Annotated in this window: 18 protein-coding genes; 4 read left to right on the forward strand and 14 right to left on the reverse strand. The window is 52.2% G+C overall.

Annotated features, from left to right (window positions below; genetic code table 11):
• Window positions 1-318: 318 nt before the first annotated feature.
• A complete protein-coding gene (locus tag C7B82_RS33475) occupies window positions 319-2,055 on the forward strand; it encodes a S8 family serine peptidase (protein WP_106254310.1) in 1,737 nt (578 codons plus the stop codon).
• Between the two features lie 7 nt (window positions 2,056-2,062).
• On the opposite strand, the gene C7B82_RS00245 is transcribed toward C7B82_RS33475, so the two are convergent.
• The 10 genes from C7B82_RS00245 to rfbF all read right to left on the reverse strand — a co-directional run bounded on the left by C7B82_RS00245 (window position 2,063) and on the right by rfbF (window position 18,369).
• Window positions 2,063-2,950 carry an SDR family oxidoreductase gene (locus C7B82_RS00245; RefSeq protein ID WP_106254311.1) on the reverse strand — a complete coding sequence of 296 codons (888 nt, stop codon included), beginning with the start codon at window positions 2,948-2,950 and terminating at the stop codon, window positions 2,063-2,065.
• Window positions 2,951-3,138: 188 nt separating this feature from the next.
• The gene (xth, locus tag C7B82_RS00250; protein WP_106254312.1) at window positions 3,139-3,969 is read right to left on the reverse strand and encodes an exodeoxyribonuclease III; all 831 of its coding nucleotides are present in this window, start codon (window positions 3,967-3,969) and stop codon (window positions 3,139-3,141) included.
• Window positions 3,970-4,034: 65 nt separating this feature from the next.
• Window positions 4,035-6,935 carry a PAS domain S-box protein gene (locus C7B82_RS00255; protein WP_106254313.1) on the reverse strand — a complete coding sequence of 967 codons (2,901 nt, stop codon included), beginning with the start codon at window positions 6,933-6,935 and terminating at the stop codon, window positions 4,035-4,037.
• A gap of 215 nt (window positions 6,936-7,150) precedes the next feature.
• Window positions 7,151-12,010, reverse strand: coding sequence for a CHAT domain-containing protein (locus tag C7B82_RS00260; RefSeq protein WP_219903850.1), 4,860 nt, complete (start codon window positions 12,008-12,010; stop codon window positions 7,151-7,153).
• A 302-nt stretch (window positions 12,011-12,312) separates the two neighbouring features.
• Entirely contained in the window at window positions 12,313-13,623 is a 1,311-nt protein-coding gene (locus C7B82_RS00265; RefSeq protein WP_106254314.1) for an NAD(P)H-dependent oxidoreductase, read from the reverse strand.
• Between the two features lie 50 nt (window positions 13,624-13,673).
• A complete protein-coding gene (locus tag C7B82_RS00270; RefSeq protein ID WP_106254315.1) occupies window positions 13,674-14,633 on the reverse strand; it encodes a glycosyltransferase family 2 protein in 960 nt (319 codons plus the stop codon).
• 86 nt (window positions 14,634-14,719) lie between these two features.
• Window positions 14,720-15,268, reverse strand: coding sequence for a dTDP-4-dehydrorhamnose 3,5-epimerase (rfbC, locus tag C7B82_RS00275; protein ID WP_106254316.1), 549 nt, complete (start codon window positions 15,266-15,268; stop codon window positions 14,720-14,722).
• Entirely contained in the window at window positions 15,268-16,296 is a 1,029-nt protein-coding gene (locus C7B82_RS00280) for an NAD-dependent epimerase/dehydratase family protein (protein ID WP_106254317.1), read from the reverse strand. The genes rfbC and C7B82_RS00280 overlap by 1 nt, the downstream gene beginning before the upstream one ends.
• 21 nt (window positions 16,297-16,317) lie before the next feature.
• Window positions 16,318-17,532, reverse strand: coding sequence for an L-2-hydroxyglutarate oxidase (gene lhgO / locus C7B82_RS00285; RefSeq protein WP_106254318.1), 1,215 nt, complete (start codon window positions 17,530-17,532; stop codon window positions 16,318-16,320).
• A gap of 63 nt (window positions 17,533-17,595) precedes the next feature.
• Window positions 17,596-18,369 (reverse strand): glucose-1-phosphate cytidylyltransferase, encoded by a 774-nt coding sequence (gene rfbF, locus C7B82_RS00290; protein ID WP_106254319.1) that lies wholly within the window; start codon window positions 18,367-18,369, stop codon window positions 17,596-17,598.
• Between the two features lie 448 nt (window positions 18,370-18,817).
• Here rfbF and C7B82_RS00295 point away from each other — a divergent pair, with 448 nt between their 5' ends.
• Window positions 18,818-20,158, forward strand: coding sequence for a TrkH family potassium uptake protein (locus C7B82_RS00295; protein WP_106254320.1), 1,341 nt, complete (start codon window positions 18,818-18,820; stop codon window positions 20,156-20,158).
• Between the two features lie 80 nt (window positions 20,159-20,238).
• On the forward strand, window positions 20,239-20,937 hold the full coding sequence (locus C7B82_RS00300) for a potassium channel family protein (RefSeq protein WP_106254321.1): 699 nt from the start codon (window positions 20,239-20,241) through the stop codon (window positions 20,935-20,937).
• A gap of 90 nt (window positions 20,938-21,027) precedes the next feature.
• Here C7B82_RS00300 and C7B82_RS00305 read toward each other — a convergent pair whose 3' ends face one another.
• Together C7B82_RS00305 and C7B82_RS00310 are read right to left on the reverse strand one after the other, a co-directional pair.
• Complete coding sequence (locus tag C7B82_RS00305; protein ID WP_245939660.1) at window positions 21,028-22,527, reverse strand: glutamine synthetase family protein; 1,500 nt, start codon at window positions 22,525-22,527, stop codon at window positions 21,028-21,030.
• A gap of 125 nt (window positions 22,528-22,652) precedes the next feature.
• Entirely contained in the window at window positions 22,653-23,363 is a 711-nt protein-coding gene (locus C7B82_RS00310) for a substrate-binding periplasmic protein (protein ID WP_245939661.1), read from the reverse strand.
• Window positions 23,364-23,698: 335 nt separating this feature from the next.
• On the opposite strand from C7B82_RS00310, the gene C7B82_RS00315 reads away from it, so the two are divergent.
• Complete coding sequence (locus C7B82_RS00315) at window positions 23,699-24,604, forward strand: phytanoyl-CoA dioxygenase family protein (protein ID WP_106254324.1); 906 nt, start codon at window positions 23,699-23,701, stop codon at window positions 24,602-24,604.
• Between the two features lie 53 nt (window positions 24,605-24,657).
• On the opposite strand, the gene C7B82_RS00320 is transcribed toward C7B82_RS00315, so the two are convergent.
• A complete protein-coding gene (locus C7B82_RS00320; RefSeq protein ID WP_106254325.1) occupies window positions 24,658-25,077 on the reverse strand; it encodes a hypothetical protein in 420 nt (139 codons plus the stop codon).
• A 12-nt stretch (window positions 25,078-25,089) separates the two neighbouring features.
• Window positions 25,090-26,499 carry an ammonium transporter gene (locus C7B82_RS00325; RefSeq protein WP_106254326.1) on the reverse strand — a complete coding sequence of 470 codons (1,410 nt, stop codon included), beginning with the start codon at window positions 26,497-26,499 and terminating at the stop codon, window positions 25,090-25,092.
• Window positions 26,500-26,506: the final 7 nt, after the last annotated feature.

Raw genomic sequence — 26,506 nt, forward strand, 5'->3', positions numbered from 1 at the left:
AAAAGGCTGAAAACTACCTCGCCATGCTGACTCTAGCCTCTATCATGATGTGGCTATAGTTTTAAAACAGACCCTAGCATTTGCTTGGATTGGTTTGTTTGCTTTGCTTGAGTCGGTTGCTCTACCTGATAAAATTGAAGACTGCCTACGCTGACCCGATCGCGACCAGCTATACGTCCGACGAGAGTATCGGCAGAACTTCGATGCTCATCGTAAGTGGCGTTTTCAAAATGCCCATACTGATCGAGCTGAGTCCATACTGATCGAACTGAGTTGCTTTCCCTGTCTCTGCACTTTTCAAGTGAGACTGTTTTGGTTATGTTGTCTGATGACTTCGAGACGATACGCTCTTTAGCCAGTGGTTTAGCATTTGATCCGATCGCCACTACAGGCATCATGCCAACCAATGCTTTTGACGACCCGCTTCGCAATCAAGCGACTGCTTTTAGCCGTTCAGGTCAGGGGTACCGAGCTCCTACTAACGACGCTGAGCCCTTTGTTGCCTATGCGTTGACAGCAGCACAGCATGGCTTAGGCGAGAGCCCCGATCGACCACTAGCAGCAACTGATAGCCATTCGCGCGGCTCTGATGAGAGCAATACAGGCTCTGGATGGATGCCTTTGGTACACGCAGCGCTTGAGCGCCGATCGTTGGCTGTAGGCACATATGATGTGCAGGTTGAGGACAACGAAAGCGGTATCAGCTCTACATTGAGCGTTTTACCCACTGCTGTGTCTACGATCGCAACGGGACATACACCCACAGACGCTTTTTCTCTGGGCGTAGTGAGTAGCCCTCAAACGACCAGTGGTTTTGTGGGCAGCATTACGGCTGACAACTATTACCGCTTGACGCTGAGCGCCACCAGCAGTCTTAACGTGGCGTTAAGTAACTTGACTGCGGATGCTGATCTACAGCTCATTCAAGATACCAATCAAAGTGGCATCGTCGATCCTGGCGAAGTGGTTGGCAGTTCATCGAACCCTGGTAGCCAGTCGGAGTCGATCGTAATCGGGCTGGCAGCAGGAACGTACTTTATCAACGTCCACCAGTACAGCGGCGACACCAACTACACCCTGCAAACCCAGGCAACACCCATACCCATACCCGTAGGCTATGACACCTCTTATGGCTATGGGTTAGTGGATGTTGGTCAAGCCATCACAATTCTTACTGGGCAGAACATACCGTCCCCGTCGCTCCCCAGCACCAATGCCTGGGATCTGGACTTAGTGGATGCACCTGCCGTGTGGGCAAAAGGCTATACCGGGCAGGGAATCGTTGTGGCAGTGGTAGATACGGGCGTCGATACGAACCACTCCGACCTCATCGATAATCTTTGGACGAATGCTGGCGAAATTCCTGGCAATGGCATTGATGACGACAAAAATGGCTTTGTAGATGACGTGCACGGCTGGGATTTTGTCGATCGCGACAATATGCCAACCGATAGCAATGGGCACGGTACACATGTTGCCGGAACGATCGCCGCCGAGCAGAATAGCTTCGGTATCACTGGTGTTGCTTACAACGCTAAGATCATGCCTGTTCGTGTGCTAAGAGACAGCGGTGGCAGTGACAAAGATGTGGCGGCTGGCATTCGCTATGCTGTAGACAATCAAGCCAGAATCATTAATCTAAGTCTGGGTGGTAGTGCCTCAAGCGTGATCGCCAGTGCGGTGCAATACGCGAATCAAAAAGGTGCTTTAGTAGTGATGGCAGCCGGAAACGATGGCGGTAACCAACCAACGGCCCCAGCAAACCTGGCGAACCAATGGGGGATTGCGGTGGGTGCGATCGATCGCAATCAAAAGCTCGCAGCCTTCTCCGATCGCGCGGGTGCTGTACCGCTCAACTATGTCGTTGCGCCAGGAGTCAATATTCTTTCCACAGCGCCTAACAACACTTACCAGAGCTTAAGCGGTACATCCATGGCAACGCCCCATGTTTCTGGTGTCGCCGCCTTAGTACTCAGTGCCAATCCCACCCTGAACCCAGCTCAACTCACGAACTTACTCATCGCCAATGCGAGCGTACAAGGTTTGACTGTTTGACCCCTGTCTAGATGCCTAAATAGCGACGTAAGAATGCTTCTAGCGTTTCTAGTTTGAAGTTAAACGTAGACTCTAAACGCTCGGTTTCGGTTGGGGTAGTGAAAAACTCGTTGGCTAGCAGCGTCCTTAGCGTACCTAAACTTGAGCGAAGCTTGGGGTTGAACAGCCCGATCGCGCTGCGTAGCCCATCCACCGCCAACAAAGGAGGGTTGAGCAGAAACGGTTCACGATTAAAGATACGGCTGAAAAGACGAGGAATATCTTCACGCTTGAGAATGTCTGGGCCACCGACCGCGAAAATTTGGTTGCGTGCACCGTCTGTAGAGACAGACTCGATCGCGATACGTGCTAAATCATCGGTACTGACGATCGAGGTACGGCTCAGCGGATCGCCAATCAGCACATACAAACCTGTTTTCCTGAATTGTTCTGCCAGCGGTAAAAGGTTTGAGGCAAAGCCAGAGGGACGCAGAATGGTGTAGTTCAAACCACTCGCCTGCAGATATTTCTCCACTTCTCGTTTTGCTTTAAAGACAGGCGCATCTTCATAGCCACGATCGGTTCCCAGCACCGAAATAAAAACAAAATGCTGTACGCCATTGGCTTTTGACTGATCAATGAGTTCGATATTTGCCTTGTAGTCAATTGTTTCAGCGTCGCCATCCGACGATTCGCCAGAACCGTGTGCGCTGATCACATATTGGACTCCCTGGCAGGCTTTAGAAAGATCGCGCTCTCGGCGCAAATCGCCAATAAAGATTTCGGCACCACGATTTTCTAGTTCAGCATAGCGGGATGTTAAGCGCACCAGCGATCGGACAGGTGTTTCGCGCTCCCGCAACAGTCGCACCACCCGACGACCGAGATCTCCAGTGGCTCCAGTGACTAAGAACATGATCGGTTTTTGGTTGTTAGTGGTTGGTTGTTAGTTGGAATGATTGATGGGATCGCTTTCATGCTGCCTTTATGGATGGTAGCGATGCTGACGTGAATCAGCCTACGACCATACCAGCGGTAGAAAGCCTCTACCCTCCAAACGCTAACCACTCATGTTTAACAACTAAGCTCTTCTTTTGCAACTAGCTACAGTTCGACCCATACAGGAGCATGGTCACTGGGTTGTTCAAGCTTGCGGGGTGCGGCATCGATCGCACAGGCGATCGCTCTTGTATACAAATCGGGTGTGAGATAAATGTGGTCAATGCGCCAGCCCAAATTGCGCCGAAAGGCAGCCGCACGATAGTCCCACCAGCTAAAGTGCTCCCCTGCGGGCGTAAACTTCCGAAACGCATCTGCAAGCCCAAACTCCAGAACTGACCGCAGTGCCTGTCGCTCTAGCTCGGTTGCCATGACCATCTTTTCGCGGCCCGTTGGGTCGTGGATGTCGATGTCTTCGAGTGCGATGTTGAAGTCGCCACAGACCAGAAGGGAGTGGGGAGTGGGGAGTGGGGAGTGGGAAGTGGAATCGGCTGCTGGCTCCTGACTGCTGGCTCCTAATGCCTGCAAGTAGTTTCGTAAAGCTTCGAGCCAGCGCAGTTTGTACAGATATTTTTCACTACCGACAGAGGAACCGTTGGGTACATAAAGGTTAAGAATGCGAACACCATCCAGCACGCCAGTAATCACACGCTTCTGTTCATCTAGATCGATCGCCTGGTCTCCTAACAATGGTGCAAAACCTGTGCTGACTTCGCTTAAAGGTTCGCGACTGAGGAGCGCCACCCCGTTGTAGCTCTTTTGTCCAGAAATGTAGGCGTGGTAGCCCAGCTCGGTAAACGGTTGCTGCGGAAAGCTCTCATCCATCACTTTCGTTTCTTGCAAGCACAGTACGTCTACTGGATTTTCTTGCAGCCAGTTAACCACGTGGTTAAGGCGTGTGCGGACTGAGTTAACGTTCCAGGTAGCAACTTTCATGGATGGGTCAAGGCCAGTAATGAGTCAACGCGATCGCGATCGGCTTCATGAGAATACAGCAATCTTTAACGCAATACACTCGGAAAATGCAGCACAAAGCTGGTGCAACCATTGCCACTTTCAACCCAGACCTCACCGTCTAAGCGTTCCACCAGTTTTTTCACCAGCGCTAACCCCAGACCCGTACCCCCATGCTTCCAGGGATCGTGATGGGGGACGCGGTAGAACTTGTCAAAAATGTGATCGCACTCGGTCGCAGAAATTTCAATGCCAGAGTTGATTACTGAAAGCTTGATCAGGGCGACACGATCGCCAGTGACTTGATCATCTGTTACTAAAGGCTGTCTGGGTAATTCTGATTCAGCCGACGCCACCGTGCAGGCAAGCACTGTAATTGTTTCGCCGCCAGGAGTATATTTGCAGGCGTTCTGTAAAAGCTCGCTGAGAATGCGCTCCAGGTAGGAAAAGTCAGTTGTAACAGGGGGTACATCGGAAGAGACCGCGATCGACAACCGTTGTTGCTGGGTTTGTGTCCTTTGCAGGAATGGTTCCGCTAAGTGAGGCAGCCAGATTTGCAGCGGTAGGGTGGACAGAAAGAGCGGATCTCTGCCCGAATCGAGCCGAGACAGATCGAGCAAGTCATTGATCAACTTAATTTCGCGTTCGCCTTCGTCCTTCAGGATTTGAAAGTAGCGGCTAACCTTTTGAGCAGAGTCGCTAGAAAGATACGTGGCTGCATCAGGCTCTTCGCCCGCTTCGCGATCGAGATCTGTAAACAGGGTGACTTCGAGCATCTGGGTGGCCATTTTGATGCTCGACATCGGCGTTCGCAGCTCATGCGAAACCGTACTAAGAAAATCATCTTTAAGCTGATTGAGCCGCTCTAGCTCAATGACTTGTGCTTGGGCGGCCTGATACAGACGCGCCTGCCGAAGGGCGATCGCACACTGATTGGCCACTTGCTGCACCAGACGAATTTCCATTTCACTGAAGATGGCCTCTCGGCCGCGAAAAAGCCACAAATCGCCGATCATTTCTGGCTGACCATCGCCCTGTTCAGCGTCAGCAGCGACAAAGATCGGGCAAGCCAGGATGGTGTATTTCGTTTGAATCGTCCGGACTTCGCTGGTGAAGGTAGACAGTGGGCAAAATTGGAGATGCTTCCCCTGAAACATTTGATTGTAGATGCCTGTTTCGCTTGTGATCGACAGCTTGCGTCCTAGCTCAGAGGGCAAGTCATGGCAAAGATGCTCATGGGTAAGAGTAAGGATTTGCTGATCGCGGTCATAGAGCCCACCCCTACAACCATTTAGCTTGAGCCCGATCGCAAGTTCGCGTACGGCTGTTTGGAAAATTTGGTTTTCATCTAAACTATCGCGCACACTGTCAGTAATGCGTTTGAGCAGCGCTTCATACGCTAGGGCTTGCTGTAGTTGACCAATAGTTTCCTGAACTTGACCTTCTAAAACCCCATTGAGCTGTTGCACTTGATGGAACAGCTCTGATTGCTGGATGGCGATCGCCAGGTGGGTTGTCAGTTGTGTGAGGAGGTTCACTTCCCACGACTGCCACGCTCGTAGTGCCTCACAGTGATGCACAATGAGTAAACCCCAGGTGGCGTCACCGACGATAATGGGTAGCCTCAAAAAGGCTTTGACCTGATGCTGCTCTAGCAGATTGATGTAATAGTCTGGCAATGCCACACCGTAAATATCATCGACTGCTGTCCATTCGTTGGGGTCAAACTGCCTGAACGCATCGCTCAAAAAACGCGAATCGCGGATCACTTCACCCTGAAGCGCTCGCCATGGGTCGCCGACCGATTCAACCGTAATGAGACCCGTTTGGTCAGGCCGAAACCGATAGATTAAGGCACGATCGGCTTCCAATAAGAGCCGCACTTCCTGCACGGTTGTGTTGAGAATGTCATCTAGGCGCAGTGATTGACGAATGCGTTGCGCGATCGCGCTGACTAAGCGATCGCGTTCTGCCTGTTGTTTGAGAGCGTCTTCTGCCCGTTTGCGTTCACGTAGTGCCGCCTGCTGGGCACTGGTGTCGATGATAAGGGCGTAGTAGCCTTGAATCTGCTGGTGAGCATCAATGTCTGGTACAAGCACGCCGCTAATGTAGCGACGCCCACCTAACCGATAGGGCAATTCCATCTCGTAGGTAGCGGTTTCGCCAGCAAGCGCACGCTCAACATGCTCTCGAACTAACTGGTAAGCCGCTTCACCAATAATCTCGGACAGATGTTTGCCATACATCTCTGCTGCTGGCATCCCAAACCAGGTTTCGTAGGTCTTGTTAGCAAACTGAAAGCACTGGTCGCGATTGATGTAGCCAATGCAGACAGGCAACGCATCTGTAATGAGTTTCAGGCGGGCTTCACTCCGTCGCAGCGCGGCTTCAGTCTGCTTCAGTTCAGTGATATCCAGTACAACGCCGTCTAGACAGAGCCCGTCGCCGTTTTCATTGTAGACACCGTGACCCTGTTCACAGACCCAAATGACCTGACCGTCGGCTCGAATGTTGCGATACTCCACCACAAAGGGCTGTTTCGCCCGGATGGCAGTGCGGATGACACGGTCGACCCGCTGCAGATCGTCGGGATGACAAATTTTGTTGAAGCTTTGTGCTTTGTTATTGATGAAGTCGGCCGCAGGATACCCTGTGAGTTTGGCGATCGCATCGCTGATGAACGCGATCGTCCAATCATCGTCAAAGGCAGCGCGGTAAACGGCACCCGGAACGTTGTTGATGAGTGCTTTAAACTGCTCTTCGCGCTGGCGTAGTGTTGCTTCCGTCTCTCGATGCGCCTGAAGCTCTGCTCGAAGCCGTTCATTCTCTTGCTGTAGCTCAGCTAGACTCGGCGTCGGCTCTGCCAGTGCTTCATCAAATGACTGCAATGGTGCCGTAGTCGTCTTAGCTTCTAATTTTCGCAGTTGTCGGGCATGCCGTTTTGTCATTCGATGGCTCTCCGATTGAGCAGAAATTTCCCGCAATTAATTTGCTCTTGTTGAGACGGGCTCTTGCTTAATTGTTTAAGCGTGAAGCAAGCCGAACAAATGGAAGGAACAGTCACGCCTTGACGCTAAAAAGCAAGCGCACCATCAATTCATACTGTAGAGGGATCACCACACAGTGTAGCGAATGTAGCCGACTACAGCGAATCGCGCTAGCGTCACCACGGGCTACCGATGAGCGTAAACGCAGCCCAGTAGTAGGGATGGGACAACCGATGATTGCCGGTACGCTCTGCGAGGACGATCGGTAGCTGAATGCCGCCACCGCGAGAGCCACGCAGTTGCCCATCTGTGATTTGAACGTCTCCTTTCAGCATGGCGATTTGGGCTTGCCGGAGTGCCTCAGCTTTAATGGGTGCCGTCCGCAGCTGGCGGTAAAACTCGGTCATCAGTCCCAATGTACCTTCATCGCTGACATACCACAGGCTTGCCAAAGCAGACTTAACCCCTGCCTGAACGGCAAAGCCAGCAAAGCCTAGTTCGGCTTCATCACTGCCCAACGCGGTGCGGCAAGCACTTAACACTAAAAGCTCGACAGGCGGACTGTTCCAGCCCAATTGACGGAGCTGACTGAGCTGGAGCTTGGTCTGCCAGAGCTGGATGTAAGAGTTGCTTAAGGCTCCAGGCTGAAACTCGCTGTGGGTAGCCAGATGGATAATTTGAAAGGGTTCCTGCTGGCGCTCCGCTTTCATATTTTCTAGAGTAAATGCTTGGTTAAGAAGCGCAGTGCCAGACCACAACTCTTTAGTAATCACCGACAGTTCTGTTGGGACGGCGGGTAATGGCGGCTGGTCAGTAAAGGTAGAGGCACCCATCGCCAAAACTTTCGCGTTTTTGAGGCTCACGTAGCGCGTATCGGTCAGGCTCAAGCTAGGCATCAACCCAGTGCTGTACTTTTCGACGAGAAAGCGCTGACCGTCGTGCAGTGCGCCCATTGGCAAAAAGCGCAGCCCAGTGTCGGCAATATAAGCCAGGTTGCCAATGCCTTTTGTCTGTAGCTCTTGTTCGATCGGGGCAACAAGCCAGCGATAAAGCTGTTGGGACGGAGCTAAATAACTGGTAGTGCGGTTCTTGCGCGGATCGGTGATTTCATTCAGAAATTGGTGGACGACTTGCAGCACTCGTCCGCGCGTGGCACCGGGAACCAGGCGACGAATCGGCTTGCCATCCGCAGTGACTACAACCAGTTCGAGTTGGTCGTTGCCATTTGCCAACGGTTCTTTTTGCAGTTGGGCGCTGCGTAGAATAGCGCTGTCACGTCGTGCTGCTGCCGTCTCTGCAACCTCGATCGACCCTGGCAAGGCTGACGTAAGGCTTTTAGCGGCTGCCACAGTCTGGTCTGGCTGTTTTGAGCGCGCAACACGAGAGCGTGCCCGATTCGCAGGCAACCCAGTTGCCACATTCGGCGGCACAAAGAAGGCATAGACTAAGGCTGGCTTGACGCCAGAGACATCCCCAATCTGGCTCAGAACGCTCACGGCATCTTGAGCCGTCTTGGGCGTTTCGTCTGGCAGATCGAGATAGGCTTCAAACGCCCCGATCGCCTCTTGTTCCAACGCCGCTTCAGTGGTGGCAGGATCATCAAAGCCAGCCGCTATTGCTTCGGGTACTTCGGGTGGTGGCGGCGTTTCTGGTGCGTCGATCAGGATGTTAGTCGGATCATCCGTGGGCAGTTTTGGGCGATCGGGCTCTTTAGGCGGTAGCGTGGTCACAATTTGAATGGTGCCCTGACTGGCGCTTTGGGAGAATGATTGCGTTGGTGCAAGGCTGTTGGGTGACGCAGCCGAGCCTGCCACGATCGCGCCAGCCGTACCATTCCTTCTCGCATCACCAACGACGAAGGGCACATTCAAGGCTCCACCACCATGCCGGATAGTCACTGAGCCACCGGCGGCGGCGGTAATGGTCGCGGAGGGATTGGTGAGCGTGAAGCCAAGACCCCGCACAAAGCGTCCCGCTGTTATATCAACTGACCCACCGACGCCGCCCGCTTGAGAGGCGCTGCTATCGATCGACGTAAACGTGATGTCTGCGTTATTACTTGACGCCTGCAGCGTTACATCACCACCGTCGGCCAGAGCGTTTGTCACCAGATTGCCTGCGGTAATTGAGCCTGCAGTACTGCTGAGGGCGATCGTACCGCCACTGCCACCTTGCCGACCGAGGGCCGTACCAGCATTCGCGGTGATGTCACCCACTGTTAAATTGCCTTGTGCCGACAGCGTTACGTTACCAGCATTCTGTGCGCCCACTGTAGTAATGCTGTTCACAGTTAGATTGCCACCAGCTGCAACGTTTACAGCGCCGCCAGCGTAGCCAAATCCCATCCCGCCATCAAAACTTGTTGTGTCGATCGTGGCTACCGACAGGTTAGCGGATGCCGCTAGCGTGACTGTCCCAGCGTTAGCAGAGGGAGTCGCGGTTCTGAGGGTTCCCAGGCTGAGGTTTGCCCCAGAAAACGACAGATTTGTGGTACTGCCGCCCGTTAGGCTGGTGGTGATGGTATCACCTGGATTCATCGAGATGGAACCCACCCCGCTGCGATCGGCATCTGCCCGCAACGTCAGTGATGTCGACCGTGGATTAAGAGTAAGTGTGCCGGTAGCCAGCGATTGAATCACAATGTCGTTAGTCGCCTCTAACAGAATGGCACCCACCGTATTTTGGAGGGCATTCTGCGAAATTGTCAGCGTCGTTGCTGCAAAATCAGTGCTAAAAATGGTCGGCAGCAGTGCATCACCTGAGCCGTAGCCATTGCCTGCCACGATCGTGATGTTTTCTGGATCGAACAATACGGTGCCCAAAGTGCCTGCTGCTGCCGTAGTATCAACCAACCCTTGATACGCCAGCTGACCTTTACTAGAAATTTCTACAAAGCCGCCATTGCCTGCTTCCGTACCCCCGCGAGCGTGAATGAGGCCGAAGAATTGAGTGGCAATGTCTGACCAGACGGTAACCCGTCCACCATTGCCATTCAAAAGTCCATCGGCAGTAATTGTAGAACTGAAGTCAACCAGCGTACTAGAGGCATTGGGTACGGTACCTTGTCCCCGATCGCCGCCACCGAGTAAGACCTTGCCGCCACCTGTGTTGCCAGAGGCGCTAATGCTTGCTCCAATAGCAGCCACCTGACTGCCCAACACCTGCACAGTGCCACCCGTTTGAGAGGCTCCTGTCGTCTCGCCTGACGCATTGACACGGCCACTAGCGATCGCAGTGCCTGACGAGACCAGAATGCTTTGTTGAGGCACAGCCAATAGACGAATGCTGCCATCAGCGTTAACCGCAATGCGCGTTGCATTCTGCAAGTCACCACCCGTAAGCAATGCGGGGAGCGAGGCGATCGGTAACGCCCAAGCATTTGGCAGCGATGACTGAGGGGTGCTGGTTGTAGCAGTCTGAGGACTCAGTGGGGCAATCTCAAAGCTCAGCAGGCTGCCCGGTTCGGTGAGTCGTACAAGTGCTTGCCCTGGAATCGCCGCGATCGTGATTTGTCCTCCTGGTGCTGTCAGTGTGCCTGTATTGACCACAGTGCCACCCACCAGTGAAAGTCGCTGTCCTGCAAGCATCGCCAGCGATCCTGCATTCACGATCGACCCTGGCTGGGTGACGGTGAAGGCAAACGCATCCGGATCACCGCTCAGCAGCGCATAGTCATTAGCACCGATCGCGCTAAACCAGCGGTTGTTAAAGCCAATCCCGGTGGCTGTTGTGGCGGTAAAGGCTCCTGGCACATTCAGTCTGGCATTTGCGCCAAACACAATCCCAGCCGGATTGACCAGATACAGGTTAGATGTGCCACCCGTCACTTGAATCAGCCCATTGATAACAGAGGCATCTCCGCCAACCACGCGCCCCAAAATGTTGCGAATTTGAGGTGTAGAAAGGAAGTTAGCAACTTGATTGGTCGTCAAGCCGAACTGCTGAAAGCTATGAAAAAGATTGGCACCATCTTGCGATCGCGTGCCACCACTAATATCCAGACGATTGCTGTTGGGCGTCACGATGGTATTCGTCCCAGCAGCAGGCACGATCGACTGAGCCTGAGCCACTTTTGTAAACAACACGTTCACAGAGGGCAGGCAAGCAAGCGAACCGATTGCTGCCACTCGCGGCAGCAACGCTGAGAGTGGCCGCAGGGTATCAATGGGGCGAGACTTACGGCGTAACCGAAAGCGTCCGGCGGGCATCTGCACCTGTAGCTCAAACTGTCGATCCAGTCCTCGCCGCTGAAGTGCCCGTTGAATAACAGTTTGCGATCGTAAAACCTGTTCTAGCCGCCACTCCTGCGAGGCATTGCGGTCATGATGACGGTAGTAGTAAAGCGGCTGCTGAAGATGGTGCACCGCTGTCACTTCCGAAAGGCGCAAGCAGAGATCGTAGTCCTCAACATAGTCGAGTGAACCATCAATCCCGCCGACGGCATCAAACACCGATCGCCGCAGCAAACGGAAGTGAAAGGTCATGAAATCTAGCAGCCGCCGCTCTTTGCTGTAGGGAATCCGACACCGCTGCCCGTAACTCAACACGCGATCGGCGGCATCCATATCCCAATAGTCGGTGTAGACCATGCCGACGGTTGGCTGTTCGCTCAGTACTGCGATGGTTGCCTCTAACGCATTGGCAGCCAGGCGATCGTCACTATCAACCCAGCCTAAGTAGGCTCCTTGCGCCTGTTTGATGGCTCCTTGTAGCGATCGCACTCGCCCTTGATGCGGTGCTGCAATCACTCGCACTCGCGCATCAAGGCTGGCATAAGCATGGGCAATGTCGAGAGTGCGATCGGTCGAACCATCGTCCCACACCACCAGTTCAAGGTGCGGGTAGGTTTGTGCCAAGACACTTTCAATGGCAGCCCCCAGAAATTGCTCCCGGTTGTAGGCTGTAATGACCAGAGAGACTAATTCCGCAGAGCGATCGTTGCAGCGCTTCATATCAGTTTTGCCATCTTTCTGTGAGCGGGGTTTCTTGATGAGGGTGACCACTGGCTTGCCAGTTCTTAGTTTGGTTCCCTTCATTGCTGCCCAAGTGTTCCCATTCTGCTCACCCCAAAATCTCTCGCTACATCATACTCATTTCAATCGCAAAGACTATAGAGATTTAATGGATCTGCTGCCGATTGATTTAAATCACCTCAACATTCAAGCGGCAGAGAATTTTCTCATTGAAAACTCTCTCCCGCTCGGCGAAACTTAAGAAGATTTCCAAGCAAAAATTTACCGTTGGGTACGGGCAAGTTTTGCCCTCTAGCCGTTCACCTTGTGATCGAACCTGCTCCTACGGGTCTTTTGTTTGCTAGAACGCTCCTAAAGGTTGATGGTTAGACAGCGGCAAGAACGGCTGCTGGAGCGAAATAAGCGTTCTGTTCCGCCCGCAGCTTATCGGAGAGGCGATTGGGTGGCAGTTCGACATCGTCGTAGGTGAGCGCCTGATCTTTGGAAAGATCGCGCTTCAAACGGCAACCTTCTGCCAGGCCCATCGGCAAGAGATTTTCTGCCTGCACAACGGTTGAGTTTTCGCACTGTCCATAGGTCATGTAGTAGCCAATGCCGTCCAGCGTTTCGCCCGCTTTCAAGTCAATTTTGGCAACCGTAATGACATCCACAACGGGACCCGCGATCGGAGCCATCACGGCATCACGGAACAACACGACCCGCGCGACCGATAACGGCACTTCAAAATGGCACAGGTGATACGGCGTGTAGAAGCTATACAGCGGCCCTTCACCGAGTTTGTAGAGATTGAGGTAGTGCTGCTGTTTCGGATCGTCGTGAGTCGCGAAGACGAAGACACCGGGACCCGGCTTGGAACCCACCACGTAATCCACAATGCCGCCCAGCTCTTTGAGTTGATCCACATCGTACAAGCCAGTCATTTCATCCACATGTCCCTTGAAGTCGTAACCCAACATGCCCCGTTTGGCGACTTTCATGCCAGTCGCATTGGCTACGATCGCCTGCTCAAAGGAGATTTTGCTACCATCGGCAAAGCTTGTAACCATGTGCGCTTGCTGTCCCCACTTCTTCGCAAAGCCCTCTTGGGTGGTGGGATTGCGGTAGGGGTCTTGCAAACCTTTGATATTGCCGCACAGCAATGGAGTCAATCCAATGCTCTTGACGAAGCGATAGAGGTTCATCTCTACACCCGGCTGATCACCATCGCAGGCAGAAAGAATCACGCCAGCCCGATCGGCATAAACCTTAAGAATGGGTCCAATGGTGCCGTCTAGCTCCGCGTTCATCAAGACGATATGCTTCTTGTGCGCGATCGCTTCCAGAACCACTTCGGCACCAAATTCGATCGTGCCTGTCACCTCAATGAGCGCATCAATGCCTTCTGCCCGACACAGCAACATGGCATCATCGGTGACCGCATAGTTGCCTTGAGCGACAGACGCTTCTAGCTCAGCAACCGTTTTGACCACCTGAAAGGTTTCGATGCCCGCTTCTGTATAGGCGCGCTTTGCTCCATCCAAGTTGCGATTGAAAATCGCAACCAACTCCATCCCTGGAACCGAGTTTGCAATTTGGTTTGCAATGCCACGACCCATAAAGCCAGCACCAATCATGCCAACCTTGACGGGTTTTCCCGCTTCTGCACGAGCTTTTAAGGCGGTATCAACGATAAACATGAGAACTCCTAGTAAAAATCTTGTTCAAACCAAATGGTTTTTGTTGGTAATCAATTCACCCTCGCCTTAACCCGGCTTAATGAGGGATCTGGTTCCTGATCTGGATAGCCCTGAAGCGCGTACTTGCTCAAACCTTGAATTTCCCCAATGCAATACCCCAGGCCCCACGACCACCAGGCAAAACCGCCACGACCACGGCGAATATTGAATACCGACATGATGAATAGTCTGGGTCCATGAATTAAATTCGAGCTCAGCCCTTTCAGGCGATTCAAGATGACAAATTTGCCTAGGGGCATTTCATAGCGCTTGCAAAGCAAGGGTAAATCTTTGCCGCACTTCAACCCTTGCTTGTAAAGATCGCCTGGTGTCTGACGCAGACGATAATGAATCAGGGCATCCGGCACAAAATGGAGCTTAAAGCCTGTAAGCTGAGCTCTCCAGCAATAATCTTTGTCGTAACAGTAGGGAAAGGATGTATCTAATGGCCCCACTGCTTCGTAAAGCCTGCGTGTCATGCCGAGATTGCAACCACTAGCATCAGAGAGATAAGGAGGACTGTCTACACAACTCTCGATTAACCCTGTCTGCTGAGGCTGGTGACCACCAGCAACAGTCAACCAATCGGGGTTCAGCTTACGGTACTCCAGTCGACCGGCAACAAAATCAAACTGCGAGAGCGCCTCACCCATCGCTGCAACCCAGCCAGGGGCAATCTCATCATCGGATTCACAAAAGGCAAAGGCGTCGCCGCTTGCCACCTGCATACCGACGTTGTAAGAGTGAGCAACGGGTTGTCGGGGTTTCGGTGGTTCATACGCATTGACAATGCGAAGGTTAGGGAGACGATCGCGATAACGCTCCACAATTGCCATCGAATCATCTGTAGAACCATTGTTAGAAACAATGACTTCCCAGGTGCCTGACCACTGTTGTGCTGCCAGTGCCTCAAGTTGGATTGCGATCGTTGCAGCACTGTTGAAACAAGGCAAAATCACACTTAGTTTCATAAAGCACACCTAATTTCGGTAGGACACCCCATCATTTACTTTAAATGCAGATGGCAATTGCTTCCACTGACCTCATCGTCACTGTGCTAACCGACCGCCAGGGGAACCGCTTCAAAGGGTGCCCAGCTTGCATCTTTTTCAGAGATAACCGTCACGGGAACTGGCCAGACGATCGCAAAGGCAGGATCGTCATAGCGCAACCCACGCTCGTAGCCTGGGGTATAAAATTCACCGACCTGATACGTCACTTCAGCGTCATCGGTGAGTGCTTGATAACCGTGGGCAAACAGTTCTGGCACATAGAGCGCCCGTCGATTGTCTGCCGTTAATTCCACACCAATATGCTGCTTGTAGGTGGGAGAGTCTGGTCGCATATCGATGATGACATCATAGATAGCGCCCTTTGTGCAGCGCACCAGCTTGGTTTCGCAGGCGGGTGCAACCTGATAATGCATGCCTCTTAATGTACCTGCCTTGTAGTTAAAGGACAGATTGCATTGTGCAACGGTTGGCTTCAACCCATGCTCTTCAAACTCTTTGGCACAAAAGGTGCGGGCAAAGCCACCACGATCGTCATGGCGCAATTCCAGATCAATGATAAACGCGCCTTTTAGCTTAGTTTCGGTGAATTTCATTACTTGCTCCAAAAGAAATCTTTGTCAATTTGCTGGGTGCGAATCAGGTACTCCAACTGCTTCAAGCGAGTAAACCCACGTGACTCAAACACCTCTTTTGTCATGTCGATACGGTTGAACAGGTCAAAAAGCTGCTGTGCGCCACGCTGGGCGTTCCAGTCACACTTAAAGCCCGGTAACTGAGTATTGATCTTCTCAAACGAAACGCGATAACTACGGTTATCGGAGCCACTCTCACCAAAGCTCAGTTGGCAACCCTCAAACACGCTGGCAATGATTTCGGCAATCTCTTTGACTCGGTAGTTATTTGCCGTATCGCCAACGTTATACACCTGGTTGTGCACGATATCGCGGGGTGCTTCTAAGGCACAAGCGATCGACTTGGCAATGTCCAGCGCGTGAACCAGTGGACGCCAGGGCGTACCGTCGCTGATCATTTTGATCTCTTTCGTTGTCCAGGCGAGCCCTGACAAGTTGTTCAGCACAATGTCAAAGCGCATGCGAGGCGATGCCCCAAAAGCCGTGGCGTTCCGCATGAACGTTGGTGAGAAGTTGTCATCGGCGAGAGGGCTCACATCCCGCTCTACCAGCGTTTTGCATTCAGCATACGCAGTCTGAGGATTGACGGGCGTTTCCTCGGTGGTAAAACCGTCGCCGCTGGCAACACCATAGACGCTGCACGAAGACATATAAACAAAGCGACGGACGCCAGCGGCTTTTGCCAGTTCAGCCAACCGCACCGAACCTTTGTGGTTGATGTCGTAGGTAATGGTCGGTGACAGTTGCCCCGTAGGGTCGTTGGACAATTCGGCCATGTGGACGATCGCTTCAATGCCCTTCAAGTCTTCCGCCGTAATGTGGCGAATATCTTTGTTAAGGGTCTTAGCCGTCAGATCTGTGCCGTTGTAAAGCCAGCCGACCTTGTAGTAGCCCGTATCAACAGCGGTGATTTCGTGCCCACGCTCCATCAAGAGGGGAGCCACTAAGGAACCCAGATAACCTTCTGTTCCGGTAACCAGTACTTTCATTGTTTCTTCCTAATAAGCGTGCTAAACGTTGACGGCTGTACGCAAGTGTTGTGGTGCAGGGATTTGGGCGACGACGGCTTTACCAATTTCAATGGACGAGGTCGCCGCAGGCGAAGGCGCATTGCAAACGTGAACGGAATTCTGACCCTTGATAATCAGAAAATCGTCAACTAACTTGCCATCGTTCATCAGTGCCTGTGCCCGCACACCCGCATGAGTGGGCACGACATCCGCCGCCTGTACTTCTGGAATCAGACGCTGCAAGCTGTGGACAAACGCCGCTTTACTGAAGGAACGGACAATCTCTTTGATCCCTTCGTCGGCATGCTTGGCAGCCAACTTCCAGAAGGCAGGATAGGTCATGACCTCAGCAAAGTCCCGCAGGTCAAAGTCGGTCTTTTTGTACCCTTCACGCTTGAGGCTGAGTACTGCATTGGGGCCAGCATGGACGGTGCCGTCAATCATGCGGGTAAAGTGGACACCCAAGAAGGGGAAGTCAGGATTGGGGACGGGATAGATTAACCCTTTGACCAGATAACGCTTTTCGGGAGTGAGTTCGTAGTATTCCCCTCGAAAGGGCACAATTTTTGCCTGAGGATCGACGTTGCCCAGTTTGGCAACACGATCGCTGTGTAAGCCTGCACAGTTAATCACAAACCGCGTTTCAAAGGTGCCTTGATTCGTCTCAAGTACTTGTCCTGTCGTTGTTTCAACAATCTTGAGGACTTTAGTGTTGAGGCGCAGATCGCCGCCACTTAGCTGGACGAGTTCAGCGTACTTCTGGCAAACCTTCTTATAGTCGGCGATGCCTGTGGAAAAAACCTGCACTCCCGCAATGCAGTTGACGTGCGGTTCGATCTCCCGGACTGCTTCTGCGGTGAGCCGTTTGACTTTGATATCGTTCTGCAAGCCCCGCTGATAGAGATTCTCCAGGAGTGGCAGTTCTTTCTCCTCAGTGGCAACAATCACTTTGCCACAGACTTCGTGGGGGATGTCATGTTCCTGACAGAAGGCAACCATTGATTGGGCACCCGCACGGCAAAAGGTTGCCTTGAAGCTGCCCGGTTTGTAATAAAGCCCAGAGTGGATGACGCCGCTGTTGTTGCCAGTTTGGTGAAAGGCCCAGCGGCTTTCTTTCTCAAGTACCAGAATCTTTGCGTCAGGATAACGCTGGCTCAGGGCAACGCCCGTAGAAAGACCGACGATGCCACCACCGACGATCGCAAAATCGTACATAGTTTTTGCCCTTGATAATGAACTGAAATCTAATGGGATCGCCTGGGGTCAAAGGGGTTGGATCTACCAAACTTTCCAGGGTGCTTTCCCTTTCTGCCACAAATCTTCCAGATAGTTTTTGTCCTTGAGCGTATCCATTGGTTGCCAGAAACCATCATGCTTGAAGGCAGTCAGTTTCTCATCGTGAGCTAGCTTTTTCAACGGTTCGTGTTCCCACATCACTGTGTCGTCAGCAATGTAGTCAATGACTTCAGGTTCTAGAACAAAGTAGCCACCGTTAATCCAGGCCCCATCACCTTCTGGCTTTTCATGGAATTGCGTGATTTTGGTCTGTTCTTTAGTGAGGGAGATTGCGCCAAAACGTCCAGGCGGTTGTACTGCAGTCAGCGTGGCGGATACCCCTTCAGCCTTGTGGAAGTCGATGAGTTTGGCAATGTTAATATTGCTCACACCATCACCGTAGGTGAAGCAAAAAGTTTCATTGCCGATATGCTCCCGCACACGCTTGAGGCGTCCACCCGTCATCGTTTCTTCACCAGTATCAACCAGTGTGACCCGCCAGGGTTCAGCCTTCCCGGCGTGAATGTTCATCTGATTGAAGCGCATGTCAAAGGTGACATCTGACATGCGTAGGAAGTAATTGGCAAAGAACTCTTTGATGACATAACCTTTGTAGCCACAACAGATAATGAAATCATTCACTCCATGGGCTGAGTAGGTCTTCATAATGTGCCAGAGAATCGGCTGACCACCCACCTCAACCATTGGTTTGGGCTTGATTGCCGTCTCCTCACTCAGTCGCGTACCTAATCCGCCAGCCAATATCACTGCCTTCATGCAACACCTCTTAGGAATCTGCGGCAAACAAAAGTTACGCTCACTATACTAAGCGCCTCACGTAGGTATGTCAGTAAAGGTATGGTGAGCCAGCCAACTGGTTTGTGAAAAGACAAAGAAGATCTGCTGGAATATACTGAATGCTCATAGGCGCATACCTGTATCGCTACTTTAAAAACTTTTTATACAGGCCATTCCTTGGGTATGAGCGGTGGTCGGTAACTCTTTGCACCCATCATCCCTAGATGCAGCGCCGCCGCTTTAAACTAGCTGACAACGGCTGTGGAAGAAGTACGATAGGAAGCGGTAAGATGGCGTACAGTTCAAAAGGAACGTTGAGACTGCCTCTTGCTCAGAATCCCTTGCTCAGAAGGCTGTATGCCTGCTGCATACCAAGCAGGTTTGGCTTTTCTATGTGAATTCATCATCGTCTAACCACCTATCTTAAATGACCGTCTCTCGAACGATTTGCCTGGGCTTTCTCACTGTGATTGTGATCGGAACCCTGCTGCTGACGCTACCGTTTTCAATCAGTGAGGGCGGTTGGAGTTGGGATCATCTACTGGTAGCCTTGTTCACAGCAACATCCGCTGTTTGTGTCACGGGACACGTGGTCGTTGACACGGGGGCCTATTTCTCCCCCATCGGGCAATTTTTTATTGTGGCGCTGATCCAGATTGGGGGGCTGGGATACATGACAGCCACAACGTTTCTGCTACTGCTTATCGGGCGCAGATTTGGGCTGCGAGACAAAATTGCCGTACAGCAAGCCCTCGATCGCAGCGAGATGCAAGGGACAGCACAGGTGATCCGCTCCATCATTGCCACAACCCTGATCTTTGAGATCACGGGTATTTTTTTGCTGCTAGTGGTCTTTACACCCGCTCATGGGCCGGGGCGTGCGCTGTGGCTGGCAACGTTTCATAGTGTGAGCGCCTGGAACAATGCTGGCTTCAGCTTGTTTCCAGATAACCTGGTGGGCTATCAAGCGTCGCCCTTGTTGAACCTGGTCATCTCCGGGTTGATTATTTTTGGCGGCATTGGGTACGAGGCTATTTTTGAAATGTATTTGTGGTTGCGCGATCGTCTCCTGAAGCGATCGGGGCGGCTTGTGCTTTCTCTCAACTTCAAGGTTGCCGTCAGTACCACCGTAATTTTACTGGTGGCTGGTGCGATCGCCTTTTTCTTTGTTGAGGTGCGAAACCCCAAGACACTGGGCTCTATGCCCTTGAGTACTCAGATCATTACCGCCTGGTTTCAATCGGTAACGCCCAGAACTGCTGGCTTTAACACGATCGATATCAGCCAAATGACCACCGCTGGTCTGTTTATGACGATCGCCTTAATGTTGATTGGCGGCAGTCCCGGCGGTACAGCGGGTGGGATTAAAACCACAACGCTACGGGTGCTCACAAGCTGTACAAAAGCCATCTTACAGGGGAAAGAAGAGGTTGCCCTGTATGAACGTCAGATTCCGCTGTCACTGATTCTCAAAGCGGTTGGCGTGGCAGTCGGGTCACTTGCAACCGTGCTGGTCATGACCACGCTGGTTTCCCTTTCCGATCCAGAGCTCGACTTTATTCGCATCTTATTTGAGGTCGTCTCTGCCTTTGCTACAGTGGGGCTTTCGACCGGCATTACAGCCGGACTTTCGACCTTTGCCAAGCTGGTGTTGATCGCCACGATGTACATTGGGCGAGTCGGAGTTTTACTGCTGATGGGTGCGCTGCTCGGCGATCCAAGCCCCAGTGCAGTGCGTTACCCAGAAGAAAATTTGCTAGTAGGCTAAGTTGTTGTTAGGACAGAGTCGTTGCTTTACGAGTCTCTCTGGTCATCGCTTTTTTGCATCGCCTTTTGTGGAGTTAACCGGTGAATCTGACCTTCTTGAATTTTTTTCGTGGCTTACAGCCTGATCACAACAAGCATTATGCCGTCATCGGCCTGGGACGCTTTGGACGGGCCGTCTGCAATACCCTGCATCAGTTAGGCTACGAGGTGATGGGCGTCGATTTTGATGAAAAGCGAGTGGCCCAGGCACTCGCTGATCGCATTGCGGTGCGAGCCGTGCAGATCGATTCTACCGATCCGGCGGCCCTTCAGGAGGCTGGCATCTGTGAAATTGATACAGTGATTGTGGCGATCGGCAACTATGTCGAAGAAAGCGTGATCACTACGCTGAATCTCAAAGAAGCCGGAGTGGCTCATGTGGTTGCGAAAGCCTCCTCTCAAATCCACGAAAAGCTACTCAAAAAAGTCGGGGCAGACCATGTGGTTTTTCCAGAACATGAGATGGGCTGTGCTTTAGCACGTGCGCTCACTCGACCCAGCATTTTAGAACGCTTTGAACTTGACCCAGATAATAGTATCGTCGAGATTTTGGTGCCCGAAGAGTTTGATGGTAAGACGATCGCAGAACTCAAGCTCCGTTCTCACTATGGCTTGAATTTGCTGGCAGTGAGCGAGGGCGGCAAATTTGAGATTAATCCCAACCCCAATACAACGCTACGCAAAGGAGCAGCAATGGTTGTCATTGGCTGCAACAAGAATATCGATCGCCTGCCCATTTAATTGGGTGTTGTGTAAGGGCGCAAAGCCTTACGCCCCCTACAGAGGCAGGTTCTAGGTGGCGATCGCAGCGGGTCGAAGGTCGATTGAACGTTACGGTAAACAATCCATATAGGTTTCCATATCCCAACTGCTGGTGGTGGCGAGGAAGCGTTCCCATTCGTCGCGCTTATACCAGTGATAGAGCGGATACATCTCTCCTGGCATCGCTGATTTGATGACCTCATCATCGGCGAGGCGATCGAGGGCTTCCCCTAGTGACATTGGCAGCTTCTTCACCTGCTTGCCTGCTTCCATTGCCTCATACAGGTTGCGCTGCTCTGGCTCACCCGGATCAAGGTTACGCTTTAAGCCATCATCAAAGGCTTTGAGCAAGGCACCTGCCATGAGATAGGGGTTCACCATCGAATCCACGGCGCGGTATTCAAAGCGACCGGGTGCCGACACGCGCAAACCACAGGTACGATTCTGATAGCCCCAGTCGGAGTAGACGGGTGCCCACAGTCCCGTATCCCACAGGCGACGGTAGGAATTGACGGTCGAACAGCCGATCGCGGTCAAGGCACCCAGATGTTCAATCACACCACCAATACAGTTAAGACCAATGGGTCCAGGCTTCCGGCGGGAGGCTTCGGGTACAGGCATGAAGGTGTTTTCACCCCCTTTGGTGTAGGCAAAGTTTTCGTTCAGTCCCGGCAACTGTTCGAGCCCAAACGTGCTCATCGTTTCTTCACCGCCACGCCACAGCGAAAGGTTATGGTGACAGCCCGACGCTGAAACGCCCATAAACGGCTTGGTCATGAAGCAGGCAATCAGGTTAAATTCGCGGGCAACCTGGGCACAAATCTGGCGGTAGGTGGTGAGGCGATCGCACGTCCGCAGCGCATCGTCATACATAAAATTCAGCTCTAGCTGTCCGGGAGCATCTTCATGATCACCCTGGATCATGTCCAATCCCATCGCTTTGCTGTATTCAATCACGCGCAAGAAAACGGGACGCAATTCTTCAAATTGATCAATCTGGTAGCAGTTGGGTTTGGTGACACCGCCATTGGGCTGCCCATCCGCCCCTTTCTTCAGCCACATCATTTCGGGTTCGCAACCGTGACGTAGTTGCAAGCCGTGCTCTTCCCGAAACTGAGCGTGAATCCGTTTCAAATTACCCCGGCAGTCAGACGTGAGAAACGCGCCCGGGTTTTCTTCTTCTTCGCGGTTGCGGAAGCAGGTGCAATAGACGCGCGCCACACGCTTATCCCATGGCAACTGACAGAAGGTCTCTGGATCAGGAATGGCAACCAGTTCTGCCGCTTCAGGCCCGTAGCCGATGTAATTGCGGTAGCGATCGAGAAACAAATTTGCCGTTGCACCATACACCAGTTGAATGCCGCGATCGGCGATCGTTTCCCAATGGTCAGCGGGTACCCCTTTACCCACAATCCGCCCCGTAATTGAGATGAACTGGTAATAGATGTATTGAATGCCCAGCTCGTTAATTTTAGCGCGTACCTGCTTGACTAATTCAGCCCGACCGTCTGCTGCTACGTAGGCTTCCACATCGGTCATGGCTCCGGCTTTGACGAGAACTCCAGTCACTGTTAGTCCTCCAGTTTGATGGCGATTCTAGATGGCGTTGCTAAAAACTCGTTTCGTTAAGTAAATCCAACTTGTTATAACAGCTTTGTATCATTGACTACGAATCGGGCTTTTTCAGGGCACTTTCAAGACACTTTCAATGGAAATGGTTTCCAGGGAATCCATTCTGACCACAGTTTTGCCACCGTGCCATCCGCAATCAAGTCATCCAGCGTTTGGTTTAAGGCGTTCAAGCAGTCTGGGTGTGCTTTCGGGACACCAATGCTAAAGGGCACCTGTGTTAGTACGCTAAACGCGAGGCGAAGGTCAGGATCGTCTTCAGCGGCAACCACCAAGACGAATTCGTCATCAATCAGGGCGTCGATTTGGCCCGATCGCAACGCTTCTAGCATCTCTGGCAGTACTTTGTCGCTACCGGGATACGGCACTGTTTCAACACCTGGAAAGGTCGCAGCCAGCACAATATTCGTGCTGTCGGCGAGACCACCGACGCGCAAGCCAGCCAGGTCTTCGGGGGAATGGATGGGGCGATCGGCTCTCACCAACACGGCTTCATCAAAGAGCCCATAGGGTTGGGTAAAGTCCACCCATTGCTGCCGTTCTGGCGTAATGGCTTGATTGAACCAGATGACATCGTATTGTCCCGTTTGTAGGCTCGTGTAGAAGTCAGCCATCGGCACATTATGCCAAATCGGTTCTAAGTTCAAGCGCTGACAAACGGCTCTCGCCAGCTCTGGTTCGTAGCCAGTGCGCACGTCTTTGACCACGCTCATCGGACGCGCATCAAAATCGCTGGCAATAATGTGTAAATAGCCGGGTTGAATGGTGGATAACACGTTGGACTCCATAAAAAATGAGAAAAATTCTTTTAGCTATTAGCTATTAGCTATTAGCGGTCAGCGGTCAGCGGTCAGCTATCAACTCTGTATTGATGTTCGATCGCCCACTTAGAGGCAATTCGATCAATCGACCTGTGATCACGTTTTGCTGACCGCTGACTGGTAACTGCTGACCGCTGACTGCTAACCACTCACGCCAATTTCAACATTTCAAGCAAGAACTGCTGAAAAACCTTGTGGAGCGTAGCTGAAACTACACTTTTTCGGTGCGATGAACTTATTATGACAAGTTAATAGTTACTATACATTTCGCGACTTAGCAAGGGTGGACGATGGGATACCAACCAATTCAACTCACCGATGTACAAAGACAACGGTTTCAGGATGATGGGTTTTTAATTCTGGAAAACTTTTTGCCGATCGACTTAACGCAACGCCTGGTGGAACGGATGGAACCGCTGTTTCACGGGAAGTTTGAGACGGGCATTTATCCCGATGAATGGCATTGGCGACCGGGATTGAGCTTGCCTGATGTCACGCGCGAAATGTGTAACGGCTGGAAAAGTGATTTGACGATCGCCAGTGTGGTGCTGTCGGCTGAAATTGGCCGCCTGTCTGCCACCTTGGCAGGATGGGATGGTGCGCGGATTGGACAAGATAGCCTTTGGGTGAAGCCGCCCCATGCCAGCGCGATCGCGCTGCATCAAGATGGTGCCTACATCGACTACCTCGAACCGGCAGCAATGATGACTTGCTGGATTGCGCTGAATGATGCCAGCGCTGCCGATGGCACCTTGGTCTACGCGAAAGGCTCTCACAAGTGGGATTTAATTGACGTTGAAGGGGAGTTTCACGCACCGTCAAAAGATTACCGTTGGGCTATGCTACAAGCGGCTGAGCAAGCAGGCGTAACCGAACCAGAATTGGTGGTGGTGGAAGTGCCTGCGGGTGGCTGTGCATTCCATCATGGGCGCACCTGGCATGGCTTGTGCAAAACGACTCGCACTGAAGGAGTGTTTAACAGTATGGGATTGCATACCATTCCATCAAAGGCTCAGTTCCATCCGACCAACCCACAAGGCTATATTTATGGACGCTACAAGCGTGTGGGTGATACCACAATGGATGAAAGTTTCTTTCCGATTCTTTGGACAAAGGATGGCTATCGCTCACCGCATCTAGCCACCTTCTGCGAGGATGCGTTGCTGTCTCGCAAGGCTACTTATTCCACTGTTTAGCCTTTAAAGCCTGTAGGGACGTTATCTGTAACGTCCCTACACAAAAAGCAGATCTAACGATCGATCACCCGACGAGCCCGTTTTCTGCGCGACGATCGCCGCTTACCCTTCAAACCCAACAGAGAACTGCCAAAGCCTGTTAAACCCAGCATTGCCAGTGGCTGCCAGTGCTTTAGCTCCTGCTGCTGGGTGGATTGGGAACGTTGGCTAGCTTCGGGCTGTCGAGTTGGTTGGGCGTGAAACACCGACCCTAATAGCGATGCCGCACCCGCTACCAGCAGAAGGCTCAACGCGATCGGGCTTTTGGACTGCTCATCCCCCTGCTTTAAGTCAAAGGACGCATAGATAAAGTAGACTGTCATACCCAAACAGATGAGCAGCAGCAGTGCGATGATCGTTGGGTTGTTGGCAAACGTATAAATGGGACCTTTAGCCTCTGAAAAGTCCTTGAAAGTAGCAAAGGGGCTAGTCATGGTTATTTTCTCCTATTCCGCTGCTAATTTTGATGCGCCGACTGCCGTTGGTGCTGTACCGCCGTTTGTTGTGACGTGGGTGACAAACGCTGGCGTCGCGTATTCCGGGTAGCCCTCAACGCCCAGATCGGATAGATCTAAGCCAGCAATCTCTTCTTCCCGCGAAACACGCAACAGGTTGAACTTCTTCAGCAACCAGCTTGTGACATAGCCTGGAATGAAACCCAGGAGTACTGTGCAGATCAGCGTTCCCACAATTTGCCCGATCGGGTTGATCGATGGAATGCCGTCACCTTGGGGATATCCCATCGCTGCAAAGCCAACGATCGCTGAACCCAGGAAGCCACAAAACCCATGTACACCAACGGCACCAACCGCATCATCAATGCCAGCTTTTTCAACCGCCATAATGACTTTGGGCATTAAGAAGGCACCAATAAACGCCAGGATGATCACCAATGCCGGATGATACAGATCCATGCCACCACCAACAGTAATAATACCCGCCAAGCCACCGGAAATCGTAAAGAACGGGTCACCCTTGGAAGACAGGTAAGCCCCCACCAAGCCAGCTGCAAGCGCCAGCGTGGTGCTGACCCCGACCGACGCTAGAGTCATTGGTGTGGCATAAATGGTGGTTTCTTTGGCGGCACCGGGCAAGAAGATCAGGCAGGCTGCCAGAAAGGCATAGAAACCCACAAAAATGAGCATGAGCCCCACCATAGTTAACGGTAGGTTGTGAGGCAGAATGGGTCTGGGTTTGCCATTCTGATCATATTTGCCAATCCGAGGTCCCAGATTGAGCAACACGCCCAGAGTGAAAAAGCCAGAAACACCGTGCACCACCCCTGCACAGCCAAAATCATGGTAGCCCAGTTTGGTGAACATCCAGCCAAACGCATTCCACCCCCAAGCAGCCGCAACCACCCAGGTAAAAGAGCCGAGGACGATCGACATCACCAGATACGCACCAATCTTCACGCGCTCAATCAACGCTCCTGAAAGAATCGATGCAGTCGTCATGGCAAAAAGCGCAAAGGCAAAGAAAAAGACCCCGGTGATGTGGTCGCTCGTATTCGGCCCCAGTGCAGGTGACCAGGGATAAGACGCATCGACATAGACCATCGCGGTTTTAATCATCTCGCTTTCAGCTGGATTCGTCCATGGCCCCAGAATGCCACCCGTCAGTGGAAAGAAGGGGAACGCATTGTAAACCCACCAGCCAAAAAAGAAGAACGCTAGACCGACACTTGCCAGGGTTAAAAGGTTTTTAACCATTGTGGCAAGCACATTCTTGGTGCGAGAGGCTCCGCCTTCGTAGGCAAGAAACCCCGCATGGATCAGCAACATAAACACGGACGCCCAATAGTAAAAGGACTCCGAGACAAACGTGCCAAGGAATTGTTGTGCTTCAGGTGACATAGCTTAT

Source organism: Stenomitos frigidus ULC18, assembly GCF_003003795.1.
GTDB classification, from domain to species: Bacteria; Cyanobacteriota; Cyanobacteriia; order Leptolyngbyales; family Leptolyngbyaceae; genus Stenomitos; species Stenomitos frigidus_A.